Genomic DNA, 23568 nt, shown 5'->3' on the forward strand with positions numbered 1-23568 from the left:
ATTTGAAGTGGAATGCCAGTGGAGACTTGAGCTAAGGCAACTACACTAATAGAAAAGCAAGAGGAAAAACTCATGCGTTGGATATTACTTTGCTTAGTTTTTTCTTCCCAGGTATTTGCAACTAAAGTATTGCTTATTGAAAGCTATCACTCTGAGTACCCTTGGGATAAAAGTTATGTGGAAGGCATACAGGCTACGTTAGTCGACACGGTAGAGCTAGAAACTTTCCAAATGGATACCAAACGTATCCCTAAAACAGAGTATGCGGGAAAATCGATAGAAGCGTTTGCCAAGTATAAGAGTTTTAAGCCAGATATTGTCATTCTCGGCGATGACAATGCTTTATCCTATATGCTACCGATGTTATTTGATGAGCCAATTTCGATTGTGTTTTTAGGGATTAACTCGAACCCTAGAAAGCTATTGTCGAAGTATCGCGGCCAGGCAAAGGTAACGGGTGTTCTAGAACGGCCGCTTTTTACTAAGTCACTAGGTGAGCTTAGAAAGCTATTTGATGATCAAAACTTCAAAGTAAAGGTGCTATTTGATTCAGGCGTGACGTCTCAAATCGCTAAGAGTTATATAGATAAACAATACACCTTGATTAGAGACAACCTTGGGATCGATGTTGATGTTCAAGCTTTAGCGACCAAAAATGAGTGGCGAAGCCAAGTCAGCGAGGCAAAACATCAAGGCTTTACAGTCATCATTGTTGGTCTTTATCAAACGCTGGTGGATGAACAGGGTAATAATGTCCCAGCCGAGCAAGTCATTAATTGGACCAATCAACACTCTGAGTTGCCGATTTTTGCATTTTGGGACTTTGCCGTTGGTGCAAAGAAAGCGGTAGGTGGTGTGGTGCTGTTCGGCCACAGTCAAGGAGAACAGGCGGCGAGCTTGGTGAATCAAATTATCAACACTGGGCACAGTAAACCGATTCCTATTGTGACAGGCAATCAAGGTAAAGCGATTTATTCAGAACCAGAACGAGCAAGGTGGAGTCTAGAAATGCCTTCGCATTGGCGTTCAATTGATTAAATTATCACTTGCTAAGGTGCTGATATAGAGAAGTTTGAACTATGTCGAAGCAATTGATTTACAATTCACGGGATTACAGATAAAAAGAGCAAAAGAATTTGTAATTGATGACGATAATATAAAGTGATCAAACTAAGAAAGTAGAATTATGAGCGGATCAACCAGTACGATTTTAACGGAAAGTGGTACCAATGAACTTGAGATTATCGAGTTCCATTTGGTTAAGGAGCTGCCAGATGGTAGCAAGAAGACGTGCTATTACGGTATCAACGTCGCTAAGGTGAGAGAGGTCATCCAAGTACCGGAAACAACTGATTATCCAAACGCGCAACCGCATATGGTGGGCGTATTCTCATCTCGTGATATTTTAACTCCGTTGGTCGATCTCGCTGGATGGTTGGGTGTACCAACCGCCAAAGATCTCCAGAAAAAATTCGTTATCGTCACCGACTTCAACAATATGACTAATGGTTTCTTGATTGACAGCATTAGTCGAATTCACCGAATCTCATGGAATGATGTTGAGTCGCCAAGCCAATTCCTTGAAGCCGGTGAGCAAGACTGCGTGGTCGCAGTGGTGCGTAAAGATGGCAACTTGATCATGATCTTAGACTTCGAAAAAATTATTGCCGATATCAACCCTGAGCTGAGTATGGAAAAATACGATGTCACGGTTGATAGAAGCGTTGATCTCAACCAACGTATGGTCACCAAACGTAATGCTAAAACAGTGATGGTGGTGGATGATTCGGCGTTTATTCGCTCATTGATTCAAGATACATTGAGCTCTGCGGGGTACAACATCATCTCATGTAAAGATGGTGGTGAAGCGCACGAGAAACTCATGAGTTTAATTGACGTTGCCAAAGAAGAAGGCTTACCGGTAAGTGAGCTGATTGATGGTGTGGTGACGGATGTAGAGATGCCGCGTATGGATGGCATGCATTTAGTTAAGCGTCTGCGTGATAGTGATTCTTATGCCTCTATGCCAATCGTCATGTTCTCATCTCTAATGAGTGAAGATAACCGAGCTAAGGCATTGGCACTCGGTGCTAACGATACCATTACCAAACCGGAAATTGGTAAGATGGTCTCTATGATGGATAAGTACATCTTCGGTAAGAACGCTTAGAACGCTCCCGTTCATTTCTCAGCTATAAGGCACGCATTGCGTGCCTTTTGTCGTTAATCCCCTGCACTCATAAGATCCTTTTCGTCTTAACTGTTGTGGTTTGATATTAAATCTAATAAACTAGTTTAAATTCAAACTAAAATGCAGTGCTATGAAACCAACAGACACGATAGGCGGATTGGTCGGCTTGGCTTCTCGGGTTTTAACCAACGAACTTGAGGCGCAATTTAGCCAAAATGGGCTTAATTTAACCCGTGAGCAATGGATATTCTTGATGACAGTCATCGAGGCAGAGCGCATTACGCCGCTCGAACTGTCACAACGGTTGTTAAAAAATCGAGGCTCGGTGACTAGCCTGATTAAAGGATTGGAAAAGCGCGAGTTGATACGTCGTCTAACATCTGAAACTGACGGAAGAAGCTATTCGATTGTCGCGACACCAGAAGCAATTGCACTGGTTGAGTCCTCGAAACACGTCGCCTTTGGTGTGTTAGGTAAAGCACTGCACAACTTTGATAGCCAACAACAGCAACAACTTCACGAATTGCTCAACATGTTTGTGGAGAACTTATTAGGAGAAAATAATGGATAAACCATTCGAAGACCACGGCCTGTTTAGCTGGTGTGAACTGATGACGACTGATTTTGAGAAGTCTCTAGAGTTCTACACTAATGTATTGGGCTGGACGCTAAGAGAAGTACCTGGACGAAACCAGTCGCGTTATGCCTTGGTTATGAACGAAAACAGCTCTGAGCCATTTGCAGGTATTCTGACGATGCCGGAGCCATTAAAAGAGCGCGGCGTCCCAAGTTTTTGGCAAGCCTATGTAACCGTAGAGGATGTGGATGCAACGCTTGAAAAAGCGCTAGAAAACGGTGCGCAAGTAGTGGTTGAGCCGATGGATATTGAGCGTATTGGCCGTATTGCTTCATTTCGTGACCCGCTCGGCAGCGTATTGTCGGTAATCAAATACGCGCGAAAGTGATACGAGAAGAGGCTCTTTAAGAGCCTCTTTTGAACAGTACGATAATTACACTTTAAAGAATCCAAGCTGCTGCTTTTGATTTTCAGCTAAGTTAGACAACTCTTGGCTTGCGGCCGCTGACTGGGTAATCCCAGTCACGTTTTGGCTAACAAGCTCGTAGATGTTGCCAAGGTTCTTATTAATGTCAGAGGTCACTTGACCTTGCTCTTCTGAAGCAACAGCCACTTGCGCATTAAGCGTGGTGAGTTCAGATATTGAAGAACTAATGTTACTCAGAGCTTCGCTGACTTGCGCTGCTTGTTGCTGGTTTTGAGAAAGCATTTCTAAGCTAGAGTTCATGCTGTCGTTAGCGCTGCCTGACTGTCGCTGAAGCTCCTCGATGATGGTTTGAATCTCTTTGGTCGATTCTTGTGTACGTGCGGCAAGCATACGTACTTCATCGGCAACCACCGCAAAACCACGGCCGCTTTCACCAGCTCGCGCCGCTTCAATCGCAGCGTTTAGCGCCAGAAGATTAGTTTGCTCTGAAATACTCTCGATAACTTCAATCACCTTACCAATCTGCTCAGATTGATCTTTTAGCGTGTTTACGACACTCGCAGCTTGAGTCAGTTGATCAGCCATTTTGGCGCTTTCACGAGTGTTTTGTTCGAAGATCGCTAGGCTTTCTCGCGCAAGTTTATCGGCGCTGCTGGACGCTTGATCGGCAAGGTTGGCATTCTGAGTGACTTCAGATGCGGTACTTTCCATCTGGTTGATGGCAGAAGCCACTTGCTCAACCTCGTTCTTCTCTTGATCTGAGTTGGCTGTTGACTGAGTCATAACCGCTGCAAGCTCGGTTGAAGCCGAAGCAACGTCGACGCTGATTCGAACGAGCGAGTCGACGGTTGTTTTAAGCTGTGCCACAGTAGAGTTGAAGTCTATTGATAGGGCAGTGATTTCATTGTTGCCTTGCTCTTCAACGCTCACTTTAAGGTTGCCCTGAGCGAGTTCTTGCATCGCTTTTTGTAGCTTTCTGATTGGTGTAACGATAATCCCTGCGAGCACCCAGCTAATGGCAAATGCGCCAAGTAAAACAAAACCTAAACCAATGATAGATTTGGTCATTACGCCAGAGTGAATTTCACCATTATGTTCAACTTCCGCTAAAGCCAGTAGGTTTAGCTTGCTCGATAAATCTTCAATCGCTTGAACCATTAGATTGCCTTTATCGCGGTAAAGGGCAGAGGCTTGGTCATATTTACGTTGGAATTCGCTAGATACCGCAGATTGGCTGTGTTTGGTGTTTAAAAGTGGCACCATGGTGTTGATCGAGTAACTCACATAGCCTTCAATCGCATCTTCCATCTGTTTTACTTCTCGCTGTAAGCCGTCGATATCACGCAGCGAGTCGAGAAGGCGCAAATTGTCATTCTGTTTTGCAAGTAATGTTGACTGAAGTTGAGCAACGTCTTCGGGACGAAATAGGCTGTAAATCGCCTTAATACGCATACCATAAGTATTGTCGATGATTTTTGTCAGTTCGTCTTTATGCTTAACCACATCCTCGGTAGATATCGTAACCTGATTAAAAGCATGCTTTAAGCTGGTGGTGCTGTAAGTAATACCGACAATGAGTAGTAATAAGGTGAATATTACAGGCACGACGACCTGTAACTTAATTGATAAGCCGTTTAGTAACTGGCGCATTTAAAGTCCTCTTCGATGAAATATTAATAGTTTTATAATTGTTATAATGAGAGTGATTCTAATTCCTTTGATGTATAAATCAATGGTGAAGTGATTAAGCTATTTACAAAGTTTGAACAGGCATTATGCAACTGAATTTATTATATTTTTCATTAGGTTAAAATCTGTTCAGTTGCGTTCTCTAAACCATCACTAACGCAAAGGAAACAACGAAACTAATGACTAGGTTTTAGAGTGAGAGGGCGAAAAAGAAAAATTTAATCTGTCATACAGGCTTCAACGAAGTGAAACACAACTGTCATATTTGAGTCCTAAAGTGGGCACCGTTCAAGTGAAACACAACGGCAATAAAGCCACTTAAGGAAATTGTGATGAAAAAGACAGTAATCGGTGCAATCGCACTTCTAGGCGCAATGGCAGTGACTTCAGTTTCTGCTAAAGAAACTATCTCTGCAGTGGGCTCTAGCAGCGTAACTCCACTGATGGAAGTTTTCTCTGAAACATACATGAAGACACACAACAACGTGTTTATCGAAGTTCAAGGCCCTGGTTCTTCTGCTGGTGTAAAAGCAGCGAAAAACGGCAGTGCTGACCTTGGTATGTCTTCACGTAACCTGAAAGATTCTGAAAAAGAGCCTGCTCTTAAAGAACTAACAGTTGCACTAGACGGTATCGCTGTTGTTGTTAACCCAAAAAATGGTTTAGACAAGCTAACGGCTGAACAAGTAACTGCGATTTACAAAGGCGACATCACTAACTGGAAAGATGTTGGTGGTGCTGATAAGCCAATCGTAGCAATCACTCGTGACACAGCTTCTGGTACTCGTGGTGCATTCGAAGACATCATGAAGCTTAAGAAGAAAATCTCTGGTAAAAAAGTTTCTGCAATCTCTCAACGTGCTCAAGTTGCAAACGGTAACGGCGCACTGAAAACAATGGTTGCTTCAAACCCTTACGCTATCGGCTACATCTCTCTAGGTACAGTTGATAACTCTGTAAACGCGCTTTCAATCGATGGTGTAGCAGCGAATGTAGACAACGTGAAGAACGGCTCTTACAAAGTTGCTCGTCCATTCCTAGTTCTTTACAAAGAAGGTAAGCCATCTGCTGAAACTCAGAAATTCCTAGACTGGATGGTTTCTGATGAAGCACAAGCTCTTGTTGATAACAAAGGCTACATCTCAGTTAACTAATAACAGTTAACCCCATCTATTAAATTTGCTCAGCCCACCTTTTCGGGCTGAGCGTTTTCAATCCATTTCGACTCTGCTTTGCAGCTCGAACTGTGAGATTTTCATATGACCATCGCAAATAGTGAAAAGCTTATGAATACTGAAGCGACTCAACTAAACAAGTCAGGTCTGCGTGCCCAAAAACGTGTAGATTGGAAAGAAAGAATCTTCCATGGCCTGTTTTTAACCAGTGCGGTTATCGGTATTGTCTCTCTAGCGGTTATCGCTTACTTCATTGTTAAAGAAAGTATCCCAGCGTTCCAAGAAGCGGGTGTTTCTGGCATCGTCCTAGGCCAAGATTGGCTACCGCCAGCGCTTTACGGCGTTGCTACCATGATTGTTGCCTCTGTGGTATCCACCTTAGGTGCGGTTGTGGTTGGTGTGCCAGTTGGTGTTCTAACGGCAATCTATATTGCTGAAATCGCGCCTAAACGTGTTGCTGATATTATTCGCCCTGCGGTGGAGCTTTTGGCAGGTATCCCTTCGGTCGTTTACGGCTTCTTCGGTTTGGTAATCATCGTTCCTCTGATTCAAGAAATCTTCAACGTTCCGGCAGGTAACACGATTCTAGCGGGTATCATCGTGCTAGGTGTGATGATTCTTCCCACAGTTATTACGGTATCTGAAACGTCGATTCGCGCAGTACCAAGAACCTACAAAGAAGGCTCATTGGCGTTAGGTGCTTCGAAGATCTTTACTATTTTCAAACTGTTAGTGCCTGCTGCTCGAAGCGGTATCATGACAGGTGTGATTCTGGGTATCGGTCGCGCGCTTGGTGAAACCATGGCCATCATTATGGTTATGGGTAATGCGCCAGCGATGCCAGAGGGTATCCTTGACTCTGCTCGTACTCTAACGGCGAACATTGCGATTGAAATGTCTTACGCAAGTGGTGTCCACGCGAACGCACTTTACGCAACCGGTGTTGTTCTACTGGTGTTTATTATGTCTCTGAATGCGGTTCTGCTTTACCTTAACCGTGAAAAAGCGAAGTAATGACTATGTCTCAAGTAAATCAATCACCTATTAAGACAAAGGCGTCGCAAATGGATACAGCAAAACTTAAGAAGGCTCGTCAGACCAAAGACAATATCCTAAATGCCTTCATTTGGGCCGCAGCGGCACTCACGGTCGGATTCCTGTTCTGGATTATCTGGTACATTCTTTCCAATGGCCTCAAGCACGTGGATTGGGCGTTCATTACCGATAACTACACCGCGACTGGCGAAGAAAAGGGTATTTTCCCGATGATCGTATCGACCATTTACATGGTTATTGCATCGATCGCGGTTGCGGCGCCACTCGGCATTATGACGGCTATCTACCTAACTGAGTATGCGAAGGTGGGCAGTCGCTTAGTTAAAGTTATTCGTTTCTGTACTGAGTCATTGGCCGGTATTCCTTCGATTATCTTTGGTCTATTTGGTATGACCTTCTTCGTTGCGATTCTTGGTCTTGGCTTCTCGATTCTATCGGGTGCTTTAACTCTGAGTATTCTTATTCTGCCAGTCATTATCCGTACTACGGAAGAGGCGTTGATGGCAGTACCACAAACATACCGTGAAGGCTCTTATGCACTGGGCTCTTCAAAAATCTATACTATCTGGCGTCTTATTCTACCGAGCGCGACACCAGGTATCTTAACTTCGGTCATTCTAAGTATTGGTCGTGTAATTGGTGAATCCGCACCTGTGTTTCTAACAGCAGGTATGGTTGCGCGAGTTCCAGATTCTCTTCTCGACTCAGGACGCACACTAACGGTTCACCTTTATAAGCTAACTACCGAGCTGTTCACTATTGAAGAGTGGAATCAAGCATACGGTACAGCAACAGTGCTGATTGTCGTGGTCTTATTGATCAATATGACAACCAAATTGATCGCTAGTCGCTTTAACAAAGCAACCTACTAAAGCTAGCCCAAGTCAGCATAGTTAGACACGAATTACAGAATTTAAGAGATTAAGACAATGAACAAATTTGATATTGAAAATCTAGATCTATTTTACGGCGAAAACCAAGCACTGAAATCAATCAACCTTCCAGTACCAGAGCGTCAAGTTACGGCACTGATTGGTCCATCTGGCTGTGGTAAGTCAACACTATTGCGTTGCCTGAACCGCATGAACGACCTGATTGAAGGTGTAAAAATAACCGGTCGATTAGAGATGGATGGCGATGACATCTATGGCAACATTGATGTCGCAGATCTGCGTATCAAAGTAGGTATGGTGTTCCAAAAGCCAAACCCATTCCCGATGAGCATCTACGAGAACGTAGCATATGGTCTTCGAGCTCAAGGCATTAAAGACAAAAAGCACATCGACCAAGTTGTAGAGCAATCTCTACGTGGTGCTGCGCTTTGGGATGAAGTGAAAGACCGTTTGAAATCTCACGCATTCGGTTTGTCGGGTGGTCAGCAGCAGCGCTTATGTATCGCGCGCACCATTGCGATGGAGCCTGATGTCATCTTGATGGATGAACCAACGTCAGCACTTGACCCAATCGCAACTCATAAGATCGAAGAGTTAATGGAAGAGCTGAAAAAGAACTATACGATCGTTATCGTGACGCACTCCATGCAGCAAGCACGCCGTATTTCTGACCGTACTGCTTTCTTCCTAATGGGAGAGTTGGTAGAACACAATGATACTCAAGTGATTTTTAGCGATCCTCAAGACGACCGAACTCGTGGTTATGTAAACGGTGACTTTGGTTGATATCAAATACTGGCAAGACAAAATTATAACTATAAGCGATGGTACTTTGCCCCTCTCTATGAGGGGCTTTTTTGTCTCTGTTGCTTTGACTTAGCGGGTTAATTGTCTAAGTTGGCAATCTTGATCGAGAGAGAATCGCGTTGAGTTTTCGGGTGTTGTAATCTCAAGAGTTAACGGGAAATCTGAGGCCATAAAATGAAACCCTAGACGGGAGTTGGCTGTTAGAGAAGTTTGTACCGAGTTAGCTCCACTGATTTTAATTTTGCTGTTTTCGGGGGTGTTTGAGTGACTCGAAATAACTAGCTGAACGCCTGACGTGTGGACTTCACACACAAGTCGGGCATAGTCGGTAATGGTATACATAGAACCGCTACTTCCCTTGGCACTGGTATGGAGAGGAAAGATCAATAAAGCGGTGCATAGCAGCACCGCAATTTTCATATCGTACCCATTCATTCGTTTAGTTCTGAATGATGTTTACAGTGTTATGATTTGAGGCGAACCCCGTCACGCTTGCAGAGTCATGGGCATTTTGCCAAACCGTAACATCGTTATTGCTAGAGTAGGTTAGGCTCACCAACGCATTAGAGCTATGAGAGGTTTGGTCGATATCAACTTCATTATCGCTGCTGTAAGCATTTGCGTAGACGCGCGCTCGGTTATTGTAGTCTTGATCAATATCAACATCGTTATCATTGCTGTATCCACTTACATAGACACGTGCTTGGTTACGATCATCTTGGTTGATATCAATATCATTACCATCGCTACCCCAGTAGACGCTAACACTGGCGTAATTTCGGTTATCTTGAGTCACATCAACCTCATTGAGATCTGAACCACCTCTTACATTGACATACGCTCGGCTGAAATCGCCATTTTGAGTGGTGTTAATAGTGTTAGAGTCACTGTTTGAAACGGTGACATGTGCGTCATTTCGGTATCCATTGTTCACCGCACTATTCACTTTGTTATTGTCACCATTCACAATGCGCGTTTGGATATGGTTTCTGTCAGCACTAGCACCATTGAAACTGGCGACTGTCATATTGCCGTTACCTTGAACACTCACGTCAGCATCGTTGTAATCACCCGATGTCACGAAGATCTTCGAGTCATTGTTATCGCCTGTTTGAACGATGTCGAGATCGTTATAGCGGTTATAGACGCCCTGAGTTTTGATTTTAGCTTTGTTTTTGTCACCTGTTTGAGTGATGTCAAAGTCAGAACGCTGAGCGTGAGTTGCGTCGACCGTCGCTGTGTTTTGATCGCCTGTTTGTAGAATAACCGTGTCATTCTTGTAGGTTGATGTCATATAAACAAAAGCGTCATTACCAAGTGACGGGTTTGCATGGGTAGTGTTTTGGGTGATCTGGACATCATCGCCATACGCATATTGAAGTTGAGTGGTTGCTTCGTTACCCGCGTATACTGCACCAGATGCTAGAATAGCCGAGATAGTAATCGCTAACTTTTTCATGAATAGATCCTTTTTGTATATTTGTATTGATTTTCATCCTCTACGCCTTAATTACTGCTTAACGTAAATACCGCGATTCATATTGCTAAAAATTACGATGGAGTCGCCCCCATCCTGTTGTATGCCGTAGCTAGAGTTTCCTCTATCTACGACGAGTGCGAAGTTATCGTCATTGTTTTGAACTATGCTGATATCACTCGCGTGATCAGTTTGAGAACAATCGAACCCTTTGCATTGCCTTAAATAGGCGATATTGTCACTGCCGTATTGGCTGATATAGCTATTGTGACCGTTACCAGCCTGCTTGATTTCCGCGTAATTGTTATCTCCTTCTTTTTGTTCAATGACGGCGAGGTTATTCACCCCTGTCTGCGTAATCGCTGCTTTATTTCTAGTTACGTTGGTTTGGACAACCTTTGCTTTATTTGTCCCGCTACCTAAACTGACTTGATTGATCAATACCTCCGAATCGTGAGCATTATTTAAAACAACTTCAGCGTAGTTGCTATAAGGTAAGATCCGGTCTTCTAATTCAGCATAAATAGCCGACTCATCATAAAATTCACCAAGCTCCTGAGCCATCTCGTTTAATTGAGAAAAATCAGTATTATTGGCTAGCCCAAATTTTGAATAACAAGCTGAAAAGACAACAAAATAAAGTATTACCTTTTGCTGTTTATTCACTTATACCTCCTTGTAACTCCGGTGTTTGCGGGAGTTGAGGTAATTATGAGTTTCATTGAACCAAATACAATCAACTTATAATTGATTATATTAATAGCGTACGGGGTATTAGTATGAATTGATTCTTAAGTTTGACACATGATAGTTTAATTTTTGATACGCCATTATTAACCATAAAGTTTATGTAGATTTATAAGTTGTTGATAATATGTGTTTTATTGAGTTTGTATTTGTTAGTTGTTTTACTTTTACGAAATAAAATTGGTGTAGTTAAAATGAGAAATGCACTGTATTAATAATGAGAATATACTATTCAATGCTTTTAATATGTTTTAAGAGGAGCGTAATTGATATAAGTTGTAATAATTAATGTCTGTCTTAGAGGGTAGAGATGAAATTGGCATATAACATGGTGTGTTATTTATTAATAGCCACTTCTTTTACCTCTTTTGCTAATGTTGATAATGAGATTAAAAGTTCGACTCCCGCCAATGATGAAAATTTATTAATAGAAAATGAAGTTAATGGATTGATAATTGATAGAACAATGACACGCCTTGGTGATGATTTTTATTTCTATTTCAGTCAATTAGTTAATGAGCGTCACGGTTCACTAAAAGAGAACCTAACCGTTAAAGAGCGTCCAACGGCTCTCTCGGGCAGCATTATTAGTATTTTTCACCGAGGAAAAATTATTTATAGAACAGCACTTTCTCCAGGAAGAAAGCATGCTGAAGACAAAGCTAGAGAAGCATTGAATATATTAACGTCGTATTTGATTCGATGGAAATCTCAATTGGCTTATCAGGATACGTTTGATCTAGAACGTGATGAGTTTTAGGAGGAAACAATGAAAGGCAAATTCTCAGTCTGGGCAATGTGTTGCTTTGCAATCGGTGCGCATGCTACCGAGCTTGTTTATACACCGGTAAACCCAAGCTTTGGTGGTAATGCACTTAACAGCGCTCATTTGTTCGGCGTCGCTAATGCAATTAATGATTACAAGGCACCCGATGATGGCTCTTCCATTGAGGGGGAATCGTCCCTAGAAAGATTGGCGAATAGTTTGCAATCACGCTTAATTAGTCAGTTGCTTGCTGATGTGGGTAATGGCAACACAGGTCAGTTGGAAACGGATGAGTTTTTCCTGAACATTGTTGATAACAATGGTGCCTTGATTGTTCAAATCGTCGATAAGGTCTCGGGTGAATCGACAGAAATTAAAGTGGCTGGCCTTAAACCGGATCAATAGAAAGGGAACAAGATGAAAACACTAATACTTCTTTTAGGGTCTCTTTCGTTGTTCGGTTGTAGTTACTCGATGGATATGCCTGATGCAAATGAGGCTCCGACACTGATGCCACGTGGTTCTTCATACCAAGACTTGGTAAGCTTGCCTCTGCCTAAGGGAAAAATCTTGGTGTCGGTGTATGACTTCCGAGACCAAACAGGGCAGTACAAGCCACAGCCTAACAGTAATTTCTCTACCGCTGTCCCTCAAGGCGGAACGGCTTTGCTCACTGCTTCTTTACTTGATTCAAAATGGTTTGTTCCCCTAGAAAGAGAGGGGTTACAAAATCTACTTACAGAGCGGAAAATCATTCGTGCTGCGCAAAAGAAAGGGCAAGGCGCGGCCAATCATGGTGATGATTTATCGGCCTTGAGTTCGGCCAATGTGATGATTGAAGGCGGGATAGTTGCTTACGATTCCAATATCAAAACTGGTGGTGCTGGTGCGCGTTATCTTGGGATTGGAGGCTCGGGGCAATATAGAACGGATCAAGTTACCGTTAATCTGAGGGCGGTTAACGTGAGAACTGGTCAAATCCTGCTTAGCGTGACAACAAGTAAAACCATCTACTCTCATGAGCTAACCGCTGGATCGTTTCGATTTGTCGACTACAAAGATCTGTTAGAAATCGAGTTAGGTTATACCAATAATGAACCTGTTAATGTCGCCGTCATGTCAGCAATTGATGCGGCAGTTATCCATATGATTGTTGGTGGAATTGGGCGAGGTTTATGGCAACCGCAAAGCGACAAAGATGTTAAGCATGAGATATTGCAAAAATACGCGAGACAAACTCATCAAGTTCTTTAACCCACAGAGTTTGAGATATCGATATCGCGAGAAGTGTGTTTTTCGCGGTACATATTGCTATCAGCGATAAGCATCAAATCATGAAGGTCGTCTGAATCATGAGGGAAATGAGCACTGCCTACACTCGTGCTGACATGAATCACTGTACCGTCAGTGACGAGTAGGGCTTCTTGCATTCGTTGGTGAATATTATGGGCAAACAGCGAAACGTTTTGTGACTCGATATTAGTTGTGATGATGGCGAACTCATCGCCGCCAATACGATAGCATTCGGCATCTAACAGGCTGAGTCGCTTAGAAAAGGCGATAAGTACTCGGTCTCCAGCCTGATGACCAAACCGATCATTGACCTCTTTGAACCCATTGAGGTCAAGCAAGAACAAGTGAAACGGTTGATCCGACGCGATTTTTCGCCTTAGATCCGTAAACAGCGCGAGTCGGTTGGGAATGCCGGTTAGTGAGTCAGTTAAAGATTGCTGTTTATGATACTCCGTTTCCTTGTGCAGTATATAGGTGGCAAGAGCAACACAGATTATCAATAAAAATAGCGAGGCGAGTTGCATCTGGTGTAACTCGCTTGCTGCGGTTTGTTGGTGTTCATAGAGCGGGCTTTTAACCCGAAAGTTGGTGTTTACATAACGAATCATCGACCGATATATATGATCAAATTCTTGACCGAGTAATTGAGCTTGTTGCTTGGTTTGAAGTTGCTCAAGTTTAGGCTCAAGAGATTGAAATTGCGTAAACAAACTGGTGAAAAAAGCCCGTGCCCCTGGCAAAGCGACAAAGGAGTCTGCTTCATTGCTTGTAAGGAGTAAATCGAAACGCGACCAAGTTAACTCGTACTTTAACAGCACCTTATCGTGATAGTTTTGGTCATCAGCGGCAAAAGGAGTAATGGTATTTAATTCAGTAAACTCTTTAGTGAGTTGCAATAAGAACCATGTTGCTTGGTTTTGCTGCTCGCTGTACGACTGTGCATGTTGTCGAGTACCCGCAAGAAAATGGAGATTGGCGATGATCAATACAACGCAGAGCACAAGCAGCAGGTATTTTGCAAACTTCAATAAAGAAAAAGGGTCGTTCTCGCTAGTTAGTTTCCACATCTTGTTTTCTATGTACCATTATCTCGTCGATTTGCCATACCATCTGTGAATGAAAAACGGCGTTATCGATCTCTGGGTTCTCATCTAAGTTAAAGACCAACCAATACGGGCCTTTATTTCGAACCTTCATATTTTTGTCATTCATTTTATAGGCAACAATGGGTTGATATTTCAGAATGTCCTCAATTTGGGAGCTTGCTGCATAATCGTTGAGGGCGATAAAAGAGACAGAGAATGCATCGTCTATTGAGAGGTAGTTCAATAGTTCAGATACTTTAAACCCGGTGTACTTATTCGTATTGGCATACCAAGGAAGCTTGGTGGTAAATGAGCTTGCAGAGAGTTTAGTTGTAACGTCAGTATGTGATAGATGAACGACTTGCTCTTCGCCGACTCGAACTACCAATTGTGAAGAGGTAGCTTGAAAACTGAGTAAAAGTGATACGAATACTAGTGTCCACCTCATAAGCACTCCTTGCGAGTATGGCTATTATGTAATGTATCATTAATTATATGATGAGATGATTATTAAGGGAATTTTAATTCCTTGAGGACATGATAACTAACCACAAAGTGGTAATTAATAGCTAATAAAAAAGCCCCCGAAGGGGCTTAGTCACTCTATTTTAGAATATGAGATGCGCAACGCCCGCAATCACTGGCAGGGTAATTAAGGTACGCAAGATAAATATTGCGAACAGCTCAAAGATATTGACTGGGATGCGGCTACCTAGAAGCAGAGCACCAACCTCAGACATGTAGATAAGCTGGGTTACCGACATAGCTGCAATCACAAAGCGGGTCATTTCGTTATCAATTGACGCCGCTAAAATGGCTGGAATAAACATATCCGCAAAGCCAACCACGATGGTTTCAGATGCCGCCGCCGCTTCAGGCACGCCAAGCAGTTCAAGGAATGGGATGAAAGGCTGGCCGAGAATGCTGAAAATAGACGTGTATTCTGCAATCACAAGCGCAATCGTACCTAATCCCATCACTACTGGGAGCACGCCAAACACCATGTCGACGGCGTTACGTACACCTTCGCCAAATACACCTTTAACCGATTTCACCTGAGCGGCTTTTTTCAGTGCTAGATCCAGACCCCAAGAGAAAGCGGTATGGCCTTGAGGAATCGCATCGGCATCTTTAGCAGGCTCAGAACCATCAATAAATGTGTTCTTCTTAAAGCTCAATGGAGGAAGGCGTGGAATGATGATCGCCGCAACCAAGCCAGCCAAACAAATCGCACCATAGAACGGCAGGAACAGATGCTCCAACTCAACTTGCGCGATTACAACAAGGCTGAAAGTAATCGATACCGCAGAGAAGGTAGTACCAACGACGGCCGCTTCACGCTGGGTATAGAATTTGTTTTCGTACTGCTTACTTGTCAGAAGGATACCGACAGAACCATCACCTAACCATGAAGCCATACAGTCAATGGCGCTGCGTCCTGGTAAGTTGAACACTGGACGCATGATTTTACTCAGCAAAGTACCAAACAGTTCCAGTAGACCAAAGTTCAGTAGAAGTGGCAGCAACAAACCCGCGAAGATGAATACAGAGAATAACGTCGGTAGCAGTCCTTCTAGCACTAAACCACCGGTATTTTCTTCCCATACCGCATTCGGACCGACTTGGAAGAAAGTCATAACAACGGCTGCACCACCAATCAATCGTACCGCTAACCACAGTGGGCTTGGATTGAACAATCCGTTTAAGAATTCGCTATTAGCAATAAAAGTCGGCGTTTTGATACGACATAAGGCAGACGCAATGGCCATAAAGGCGATGATCGCTGTCACCATGCCTACTAGGTGGTCGCCAAAAATCGCTTGGATAGATTTCGCTAGTACTGCGACAGGGATAGTAATATCACCTTCGTAGCTGATCGGAGCCATAAAAAGGAACAAACCGATCAAAGAAGGGATAAAGAACATCCAAAAGTTGCCTTTAGTTTTTGGTTGTTCTGTTGATTGAGCGCTATTTTGCATACGTTTCTCGGGTTACAACTAGATAAATAGTATAGCCACAGGGTGGCATAGTTATTCACTAAACGTCCATATATTATCAAATTGGCGCAAGATTAATGGCTTTTATGCATCCTTGCAATACTATTCAATAAATATCGCTAAATATTCAAGATAAAGCGTTGGGTATTTATCATTTAGTGGTTAAATGTGTCGAGAATGTTAAATTGTTTGTTTGTCTGTTTCAAGTTTAGTGGCACATTATCTGTGTGCGCTACGGTTTGATAAGAAGCGCCAGTAGGTGATCGCAAGTAGGAAGGCTAAAGCTACAGGCAGCAGCAATGCGGCTATTGAGTAGATAGAAAATACCTTGGCGCCAACGATACCACCGAATAAAAATCCGCAGAAAATAAACATAAACAGTTTGGCTTTACGATAGTCAAAGCTTTCTCCCCGTAACTTTGCCCCGATCATTAATCCAAGATCAGTAATGATTCCTGTCATATGCGTAGTGCGAACAATAGCTCCACTAAATGTCGTGATCATGGCGTTTTGTAATCCACAAGCCGCAGAAGCTAAGTACTGCCCGGCAAGGTAGTTGTTATCAAGCAGCCAATAAGCGCCAAGCAACAAAAAGCCTTCAACGCACAAGGCAATACCATATCGGCGGCCCAACTTCAGTGCTGTACTTTCTATAAACAACCCACTGAGAATCGCACCAAATAGGAAGCTAAACAGGATTAGAAATAGATGACCGGTTTGCGCATTGAGGGCTTCGATTGACGTGCCTAAGAGAGTGACTGTGCCGGATATATGTGAAACGGCTTGGTGCTGGAAGCCGAGTAGACCAATTGCGTTTACGGTGCCAGCGAGTAAAGCGAGTAGAAAAGCGCCATATTCTACCCAGCGAGGGAGTTTGGTGATCAAAGTTGACTCCTTAGATTAGGGCGCAATTATAGAGCGAGTATGCAGAGTTCGGTAGGAGAAAAATGCGGAGAACATTGATCCGAAACAATGAGTCGAGAAGATCTAATCGTAGTGCTCCATTTGGCAATCAAATTTGACCCAACCATGTTTCCTCTCTTCATAAACTGAAAAGCTTGGTGAGGGTAAGTCATGTTCGTTAAATACGCCTACGGGCACAACAATAGCATCAGGTGCCGCTTGCAGTCGGAGCAACATCGTTGTGCTGCATTTAGGGCAAAACGAATAGGTCACTTCATTGCCAGAATCACTTATCCTGGTGTACTCAATCAACTCGCCGCTAAAAGAAACTTGCTGTTTTTCGAATCGCGCTTGTACGCCAAAGACACTGCCCGTTCTTTTTTGACACTCAAAGCAGTGACAAACTGAAGTACGAGAGGGTTCTCCTCGACAAACTAAGCTAACTTGGCCGCAGCTACAATCTGCGATTCGAACTTTCTTCTGATGTTCCATTTTAACTCCTAATAGTGTCCTGCTAACATGGAGGCGAATAACGTATCGCTTTTATAAGACCTTAACTCACATGAAAAAACGCATTTTACCTGTCCCACTTATCCTTTTGATTCCAATCGTATTGCTAATCATAGTCGCTGTGGCAGGGATTTATCGGTTCAGTCTTACTGATGAAGAAATATTAGCCAAATTTCCTAACCAAGTCTCTCAGTCAGATCGAGTAATGCAAAGCCTGTTTTCGATTAAAACGGTCAACCCTTGGACGATTAGAATCCCAGAAAGTAGTGCCTTTACATTTATAGATGATATGGAGCAACCACAGATTGTTAAAGGTACCTACGAAGACGGGGCTGAGCGTGGTGAGGTGTCGATAGATACTCGCTTTATCACGCAGGTAAATGAGACCACCTACGTGTCGCCATTAGTAGTAAGTAACCAAGGTTCAGGTGTTTTTCACTACTTAATCGTGTCTAAATACGATGACTTTAGGCAGCGCATGGTGACAAAAGGCTCTGCATTTTTGGGAGATAGAGTTCGAATCAAAGATATTTCTGCCATTGAAAATCAAGTGACGGTGAAACTCTTACAACGTGATGAACATCAAGCAATGTCAGAAGAACCTTCTCAATTAACCACTATACTTTTCAAGGTAACTGAGCAAGATAGCTTAGCAAAGCAATAGGTTTAAAGACCCAAGTTATCCGCATTGAATTCAGTATTGAGTATGTGTGATAGATTGCTTATGATTTGACCTAACAAGTTATGAGATGGAAATTAATTGTCGTTAACGGAGTAAACTATGATCAATAAACGTTTTTTCAAAACGAAAAATGAAGTTGAAGTTACCTTTGAGCTTGCAGCGGAAGAAGTAGGTCAATCTGTCGCTATCGTTGCTGATTTTTTGGATTGGCAGCCAACGGAAATGAAAAAAGTGGCAAAATCGAAGTCATACAAGTTTAAGACTCGTTTGCCAAAAGACAGTCAGTTCGAATTTAGGTATTTGGTAGATAAAGAAAAATGGATCAATGATCCAAACGCAGACCAATATCGACCGAATGGGTTTGGTGAAGATAACGGCCTAGTGTCGACTTATCAGTAACAGCGATAACTTTAGAAGTAACTGCTAATTTAGACCAATAAAGGCGCAATCTGCGCCTTTTTTAGTTTAAATCTGACATTTCGAAGGTGACAACTTCTAGATAAATTCGTAACCTTATGCCTTTGTTTATATCAGGTAATAGGTCAAATTGTGCTAACTAGAAGTTTGAAGACCCGCTTCCAACAGCTGTCTAGACCAAAAAAAATGATGGTGGTGAGTTTACCTCTCTTAGCTGCAGTCGCGATATCTAGCGCACCTAAGCATGATAAGTACCATCGCACTATTGATCTTTCTCTCCCTGAATCTTCTCTTGTATCCGATTTCTTACTCGACAATGAAGTTGTACGTGACGTCCCTGACTACGAATACGTAATCCAATCTGGCGATAACCTAAGCACCATCTTTGATCAGTTAGGTTTTGGTTATAGCGAGCTCATGAAGATCATGGAAACCGATCTTAACTTCCTTGCTTTAGATACTCTTAAACCTGGAAACACATTGAGGTTCTGGCGTAACGAAGAGACGGGCAATTTGAGCAAAATGGAGCTTGAATTTAGCTTAGTTGAACGCGCGGTCTATAGCCGACTCGATGACGGTAGCTATGAGTTTGCCGATGTTAAAATCCCCGGGGTGTGGAAATCCTTCCCTATGGTTGGGGAAATTAATGGCAGCTTCTCCCAGTCAGTTAATGCACTTGGCTTAGGAAAGAGTGAAATCGAACAAGTTGTCAGCTTATTAAAAGATAAGATCAATTTTGCCCGAGATTTGCGTTCGGGCGATAAGTTTGAAGTGGTTCAGTCACGCCAGTTTGTTGGAGAGCAGCTTACCGGTAATCGAGAGCTTCAGGCGATTAAAATCTATAATCGTGGACGAGTTCTTTCCGCTTATCTCCATAGTGATGGTCAGTATTACGATTACAATGGTGATAGCTTACAACGGGCTTTCCAACGTAAACCGGTTAATGGTCGATACCGTCTAAGCTCCAACTTTAATCCAACTCGTAAGCACCCGGTAACTGGGCGCGTTTCACCACACAATGGTACAGACTGGGCAACTCCAACTGGCACGCCGATTGTCTCTACGGGTGATGGGGTAGTGATCATGACGCGTAAACACCCTTACGCTGGTAACTACGTAGTGATCCAACATGGAAGTCGCTACAAAACGCGTTACCTTCACTTGAGTAAGATTTTGGTACGTAAAGGTCAGAAGATTTCTCGCGGACAGCGCATTGGTTTATCAGGTGCAACCGGGCGTGTCACTGGCCCTCATATTCACTATGAGTTGATTGACCGTGGCAGACCTGTCAATGCAATGAAAGCCAATATCCCAATGGCAAGTTCAGTGCCGAAGAAGCAGATGGCATCATTCCAGTCTCATCGAGATGAAATGGATAAGATGCTTAAGCAAAGGGAAATCGAACTCGCTAAGCAACCAAATAGTGCGAGTACCAGTTAAGTTTAAAGCTCCTTCGGGAGCTTTTTTAGTGGGTGATGAACATAAAAGTTGCATTACATAAATGTCATCAATGTTACATCTTTTAGTGATCGTCTCGATAAAAAAGTAACTGCATACTCAATAATTTTCACAAATTGATTTCCCTCAATTTTGTATGGTTTTTATGTGCTACTTTGCGACGCAAATAACAATGATTCCTTCAATCAATAAAACAAAACCCTACAAAAGGAAATCAAAATGAAAAAAACACTTTTAAGCCTAACTGTTCTAGCAACACTCGCTTCAGCAAACGCGTTTGCTCATAAAGAGGGTGACTTTATTCTTCGTGTAGGCGCAGCCACTGTTTCGCCTAACGACAGCAGTGGTGCTGTGCTAGACAACCCTGCGCTTAAATTCTCGGTTAACTCAGACACTCAGTTGGGCTTAACATTAGGCTACATGTTCACAGACAACATTAGCTTTGAAGTGTTAGCTGCAACGCCGTTCTCGCACAATATTTCTGTAAATGGTGTTGGTGAGTTGGCAGAAACTAAGCACTTACCACCAACATTTATGGTTCAATACTATTTCGGCGAGTCGAACAGTAAGTTCCGCCCTTATCTAGGTGCCGGTATTAACTACACTGTGTTCTTCAGTGAAGAACTAAATAGCAAAGCGAAAAATGATGTTGGCCTGAGCGACCTATCTCTAAAAGACTCATGGGGCTTAGCGGCTAATGTGGGCCTGGACTACTCATTAAACGAAGATTGGTTCTTAAATGCTTCAGTTTGGTATGCAGATATCGATACAACTGCTTCATATAAAGCTGGCGGCAAGCAGTACTCAACTAAAGTAGAAATCGACCCTTGGGTATTTATGATTGGCGGTGGCTACAAGTTTTAAACTCGCTTAAACCACAAAGTAAAAAGGCTTCCAATTGGAAGCCTTTCTTCATATCAAGCAAGCTTATTTGCTTACGTTACCTAACTTCAACCAAGTATCGATAACCGTATCAGGGTTGAGTGAAACAGAGCTAATGCCCTGAGCCATCAGCCATTCCGCTAGGTCGTCATGATCCGATGGACCTTGTCCACAGATGCCGACGTATTTACCCGCTTTGGTTGCCGCATCGATGGCCATTTGAAGCATGGCCTTCACCGCTGGGTTACGCTCGTCAAATAGATGTGCAACATCACCTGAGTCACGGTCAAGACCAAGCGTAAGCTGAGTCATGTCGTTTGAACCAATAGAGAAGCCATCAAAGTATTTTAGGAACTCATCAGCGAGTACCGCATTCGATGGTAATTCGCACATCATAATCACTTTCAAGCCTTGGTCGCCACGGCGTAGGTCAAACTTAGCTAGAAGGTCGATAACCGATGCGGCTTCGCTTGGTGTACGAACGAATGGGATCATGATCTCGACGTTTTTCAGACCCATCTCATTGCGAACGCGTTTAATTGCCTGTGTTTCAAGCTCAAAACAGTCTTCAAACACTGGTGAGATATAACGCGATGCACCACGGAAACCTAGCATCGGGTTCTCTTCGTGCGGTTCAAAGCTCTTACCACCAACTAGATTGCTGTACTCGTTAGACTTAAAATCTGACATACGAACAATCACACGCTTTGGCCAGAATGCAGCACCAATCGTGGCAATACCTTCTGTTAGCTTACTCACGTAGAAATCGATAGGGTCTTTGTAGCCACGAATACGCTGACTGATTTCGGCTTTTAGCTCGTCACTTTGTTCGTCAAAGTTCAATAGTGCTTTCGGGTGAATACCAATCATCTTGTTGATGATGAACTCTAAGCGCGCAAGGCCTACACCTTCGTTAGGAAGTTGTGCGAAATCGAAGGCGCGATCTGGGTTACCTACGTTCATCATCACTTTAGTTGGTAGCAATGGCAGCTCGTCGACTGAAGAGCGCTTAACTTCAAACTCAAGTTCACCTTGATAAACGTAACCAGTTTCACCTTCAGCACAAGAGACTGTCACGGTAGCGCCATCTTGAAGGCTAGTCGTTGCAGTGCCACAACCTACGATCGCTGGGATGCCAAGTTCGCGGGCGATGATTGCAGCATGACAAGTACGACCGCCTCGGTTAGTCACAATCGCAGAAGCCTTCTTCATCACAGGTTCCCAGTCTGGATCTGTCATGTCTGTGACAAGCACATCACCATCTTGAACCAAAGACATTTGGTCTAGCGAGTCTACTAAACGGACTGGGCCAGAACCAATGCGTTGACCGATTGCTCGACCTTCAACAAGCACGTCAGCCTTATTGTTTAGCTCATAGCGCTCAATAACATTTTGCTCGCTTTGAGAACATACGGTCTCTGGACGTGCTTGAACAATGTACAGTTTGCCGTCAATGCCATCTTTGGCCCACTCAATATCCATAGGACGTTGGTAGTGCTTCTCGATGATCATTGCTTGCTTCGCTAGCTCTTTGATCTCTTCATCGTTTAAAGAGAACGCTTGGCGCTCTTGTTCTGAGGTATCGATGATGTCTACCTGTTTGCCAATTTCTTGGTTGGTTGAGTAGATCATTTTGATCAGTTTAGAACCAAAGGTTTTCTTAACGATTGGGTAATGACCCGCTTCAAGCATTGGCTTGTGGACATAAAACTCGTCAGGGTTAACCGCACCTTGAACAACCATTTCGCCAAGGCCCCAAGAAGAAGTAATAAATACAACTTGGTCGAAGCCTGACTCAGTATCTAGGGTGAACATAACACCTGAAGACGCTTTGTCTGAGCGAACCATGCGTTGAATGCCCGCTGAAAGCGAGATTCCGCGGTGGTCGAAACCTTGGTGAACACGGTACGAAATCGCACGGTCGTTAAACAGTGATGCGTAAACGTGTTTTGTTGCTTCAAGGACAGCATCGATACCTTTCACATTAAGGAAAGTCTCTTGCTGACCAGCGAAAGAAGCGTCTGGTAAGTCTTCAGCGGTGGCTGATGAACGAACAGCAACTGAAAGCTCATCATTACCGCCAATAAGTTCTTGGTAGTTTTCACGTATATCCTGCTCTAGATCAGCAGGGAAGGGGGCTTCTAAAACCCATTGACGGATGGTAGCACCTGTCTTACGCAGAGCGTCTACATCATCAACGTCCAGTTCATCCAGCAATTGGTGAATGCGATCATCCAGTCCTTCAAAATCTAGGAACTGGTTAAACGCGTAGGAAGTGGTCGCAAAACCGTTGGGTACTGAAACGCCAGCATTGGATAGGTTAGAAACCATTTCACCAAGTGAGGCATTCTTACCGCCGACTTTGTCGACATCTTCCATGGATAGGCCATCGAACCAGAGGGTGTTCTTTTGCATGTCTTTCTCCAGAAACATTGCAGCTTTGTAGGGATTGGGCAAACGATTACGTAAAAGCTTAAAAAAATTCACAAGGAATTTTCAAAGCTGTGGGGGCCGTAACAGCAACCCGGGTTTTATT

24 protein-coding genes are annotated in these 23568 nt (G+C 43.3%); 15 read left to right on the forward strand and 9 right to left on the reverse strand.

Annotated elements, in window-relative coordinates; genetic code table 11:
- Nucleotides 1–72 precede the first annotated feature (72 nt).
- From LYZ37_RS17275 to LYZ37_RS17290, 4 genes are all read left to right on the forward strand, one after another.
- Complete coding sequence (locus LYZ37_RS17275) at nt 73–1038, forward strand: ABC transporter substrate-binding protein (protein ID WP_272788089.1); 966 nt, start codon at nt 73–75, stop codon at nt 1036–1038.
- 148 nt (nt 1039–1186) lie between these two features.
- The gene (locus LYZ37_RS17280; RefSeq protein ID WP_272788090.1) at nt 1187–2170 is read left to right on the forward strand and encodes a chemotaxis protein; all 984 of its coding nucleotides are present in this window, start codon (nt 1187–1189) and stop codon (nt 2168–2170) included.
- Between the two features lie 151 nt (nt 2171–2321).
- Nucleotides 2322–2762, forward strand: coding sequence for a MarR family winged helix-turn-helix transcriptional regulator (locus tag LYZ37_RS17285; protein ID WP_272788091.1), 441 nt, complete (start codon nt 2322–2324; stop codon nt 2760–2762).
- Nucleotides 2755–3156, forward strand: a complete 402-nt coding sequence (locus tag LYZ37_RS17290) for a VOC family protein (RefSeq protein ID WP_272788092.1) — start codon at nt 2755–2757, stop codon at nt 3154–3156. The genes LYZ37_RS17285 and LYZ37_RS17290 overlap by 8 nt, the downstream gene beginning before the upstream one ends.
- A 45-nt stretch (nt 3157–3201) precedes the next feature.
- On the opposite strand, the gene LYZ37_RS17295 is transcribed toward LYZ37_RS17290, so the two are convergent.
- Nucleotides 3202–4845, reverse strand: coding sequence for a methyl-accepting chemotaxis protein (locus tag LYZ37_RS17295; protein WP_272788093.1), 1644 nt, complete (start codon nt 4843–4845; stop codon nt 3202–3204).
- A gap of 371 nt (nt 4846–5216) precedes the next feature.
- Between LYZ37_RS17295 and LYZ37_RS17300 the strand changes: the two genes are divergently transcribed.
- The 4 genes from LYZ37_RS17300 to pstB all read left to right on the forward strand — a co-directional run bounded on the left by LYZ37_RS17300 (nt 5217) and on the right by pstB (nt 8794).
- The gene (locus LYZ37_RS17300) at nt 5217–6038 is read left to right on the forward strand and encodes a phosphate ABC transporter substrate-binding protein (RefSeq protein ID WP_272788094.1); all 822 of its coding nucleotides are present in this window, start codon (nt 5217–5219) and stop codon (nt 6036–6038) included.
- Between the two features lie 105 nt (nt 6039–6143).
- Nucleotides 6144–7073 carry a phosphate ABC transporter permease subunit PstC gene (gene pstC / locus LYZ37_RS17305; protein WP_272788095.1) on the forward strand — a complete coding sequence of 310 codons (930 nt, stop codon included), beginning with the start codon at nt 6144–6146 and terminating at the stop codon, nt 7071–7073.
- A 50-nt stretch (nt 7074–7123) separates the two neighbouring features.
- Entirely contained in the window at nt 7124–7987 is an 864-nt protein-coding gene (gene pstA / locus LYZ37_RS17310; RefSeq protein ID WP_272788096.1) for a phosphate ABC transporter permease PstA, read from the forward strand.
- Nucleotides 7988–8044: 57 nt separating this feature from the next.
- On the forward strand, nt 8045–8794 hold the full coding sequence (pstB, locus tag LYZ37_RS17315) for a phosphate ABC transporter ATP-binding protein PstB (RefSeq protein WP_004745607.1): 750 nt from the start codon (nt 8045–8047) through the stop codon (nt 8792–8794).
- Between the two features lie 460 nt (nt 8795–9254).
- Here the strand turns inward: pstB and LYZ37_RS17320 are convergent, their stop codons facing one another.
- Both LYZ37_RS17320 and LYZ37_RS17325 read right to left on the reverse strand, forming a co-directional pair.
- Nucleotides 9255–10274 (reverse strand): curlin, encoded by a 1020-nt coding sequence (locus LYZ37_RS17320; protein WP_272788097.1) that lies wholly within the window; start codon nt 10272–10274, stop codon nt 9255–9257.
- Nucleotides 10275–10325: 51 nt separating this feature from the next.
- Nucleotides 10326–10958 carry a curlin repeat-containing protein gene (locus tag LYZ37_RS17325; protein ID WP_272788098.1) on the reverse strand — a complete coding sequence of 211 codons (633 nt, stop codon included), beginning with the start codon at nt 10956–10958 and terminating at the stop codon, nt 10326–10328.
- A gap of 391 nt (nt 10959–11349) precedes the next feature.
- Here LYZ37_RS17325 and LYZ37_RS17330 point away from each other — a divergent pair, with 391 nt between their 5' ends.
- Genes LYZ37_RS17330 through LYZ37_RS17340 form a run of 3 tightly spaced genes read left to right on the forward strand, consistent with a single transcriptional unit; the run spans nt 11350 to nt 13059 of the window.
- A complete protein-coding gene (locus LYZ37_RS17330) occupies nt 11350–11799 on the forward strand; it encodes a curli production assembly/transport protein CsgE (protein ID WP_420794636.1) in 450 nt (149 codons plus the stop codon).
- Between the two features lie 9 nt (nt 11800–11808).
- A complete protein-coding gene (locus LYZ37_RS17335) occupies nt 11809–12210 on the forward strand; it encodes a curli assembly protein CsgF (RefSeq protein WP_069669134.1) in 402 nt (133 codons plus the stop codon).
- 12 nt (nt 12211–12222) lie between these two features.
- Nucleotides 12223–13059 (forward strand): CsgG/HfaB family protein, encoded by an 837-nt coding sequence (locus LYZ37_RS17340; RefSeq protein WP_171320729.1) that lies wholly within the window; start codon nt 12223–12225, stop codon nt 13057–13059.
- Here the strand turns inward: LYZ37_RS17340 and LYZ37_RS17345 are convergent.
- The 5 genes from LYZ37_RS17345 to LYZ37_RS17365 all read right to left on the reverse strand — a co-directional run bounded on the left by LYZ37_RS17345 (nt 13056) and on the right by LYZ37_RS17365 (nt 17575).
- Nucleotides 13056–14165 (reverse strand): GGDEF domain-containing protein, encoded by a 1110-nt coding sequence (locus LYZ37_RS17345; protein WP_272788100.1) that lies wholly within the window; start codon nt 14163–14165, stop codon nt 13056–13058. The two genes, LYZ37_RS17340 and LYZ37_RS17345, sit on opposite strands and share 4 nt — an antisense overlap.
- Complete coding sequence (locus LYZ37_RS17350) at nt 14149–14631, reverse strand: molybdopterin-dependent oxidoreductase (protein WP_272788101.1); 483 nt, start codon at nt 14629–14631, stop codon at nt 14149–14151. Before LYZ37_RS17350 ends, LYZ37_RS17345 begins: the two co-directional genes overlap by 17 nt.
- A gap of 160 nt (nt 14632–14791) precedes the next feature.
- Nucleotides 14792–16162 (reverse strand): YjiH family protein, encoded by a 1371-nt coding sequence (locus LYZ37_RS17355; RefSeq protein WP_272788102.1) that lies wholly within the window; start codon nt 16160–16162, stop codon nt 14792–14794.
- A 237-nt stretch (nt 16163–16399) separates the two neighbouring features.
- Entirely contained in the window at nt 16400–17065 is a 666-nt protein-coding gene (locus tag LYZ37_RS17360) for a YoaK family protein (RefSeq protein ID WP_272788103.1), read from the reverse strand.
- Nucleotides 17066–17167: 102 nt separating this feature from the next.
- Nucleotides 17168–17575 carry a GFA family protein gene (locus tag LYZ37_RS17365; protein WP_272788104.1) on the reverse strand — a complete coding sequence of 136 codons (408 nt, stop codon included), beginning with the start codon at nt 17573–17575 and terminating at the stop codon, nt 17168–17170.
- A 70-nt stretch (nt 17576–17645) separates the two neighbouring features.
- On the opposite strand from LYZ37_RS17365, the gene LYZ37_RS17370 reads away from it, so the two are divergent.
- The 4 genes from LYZ37_RS17370 to ompW all read left to right on the forward strand — a co-directional run bounded on the left by LYZ37_RS17370 (nt 17646) and on the right by ompW (nt 21014).
- Nucleotides 17646–18257 (forward strand): hypothetical protein, encoded by a 612-nt coding sequence (locus LYZ37_RS17370; RefSeq protein ID WP_272788105.1) that lies wholly within the window; start codon nt 17646–17648, stop codon nt 18255–18257.
- Nucleotides 18258–18374: 117 nt separating this feature from the next.
- Entirely contained in the window at nt 18375–18674 is a 300-nt protein-coding gene (locus LYZ37_RS17375; protein WP_004745615.1) for an isoamylase early set domain-containing protein, read from the forward strand.
- A gap of 204 nt (nt 18675–18878) precedes the next feature.
- Nucleotides 18879–20132, forward strand: a complete 1254-nt coding sequence (locus LYZ37_RS17380) for a peptidoglycan DD-metalloendopeptidase family protein (protein ID WP_272788381.1) — start codon at nt 18879–18881, stop codon at nt 20130–20132.
- Between the two features lie 237 nt (nt 20133–20369).
- The gene (gene ompW, locus LYZ37_RS17385; protein WP_272788106.1) at nt 20370–21014 is read left to right on the forward strand and encodes an outer membrane protein OmpW; all 645 of its coding nucleotides are present in this window, start codon (nt 20370–20372) and stop codon (nt 21012–21014) included.
- A gap of 63 nt (nt 21015–21077) precedes the next feature.
- Here the strand turns inward: ompW and ppsA are convergent, their stop codons facing one another.
- Nucleotides 21078–23465 carry a phosphoenolpyruvate synthase gene (ppsA, locus tag LYZ37_RS17390; protein ID WP_272788107.1) on the reverse strand — a complete coding sequence of 796 codons (2388 nt, stop codon included), beginning with the start codon at nt 23463–23465 and terminating at the stop codon, nt 21078–21080.
- Nucleotides 23466–23568: the final 103 nt, after the last annotated feature.

The sequence above is a fragment of the Vibrio tubiashii genome, assembly GCF_028551255.1.
GTDB lineage: Bacteria > Pseudomonadota > Gammaproteobacteria > Enterobacterales > Vibrionaceae > Vibrio > Vibrio tubiashii_B.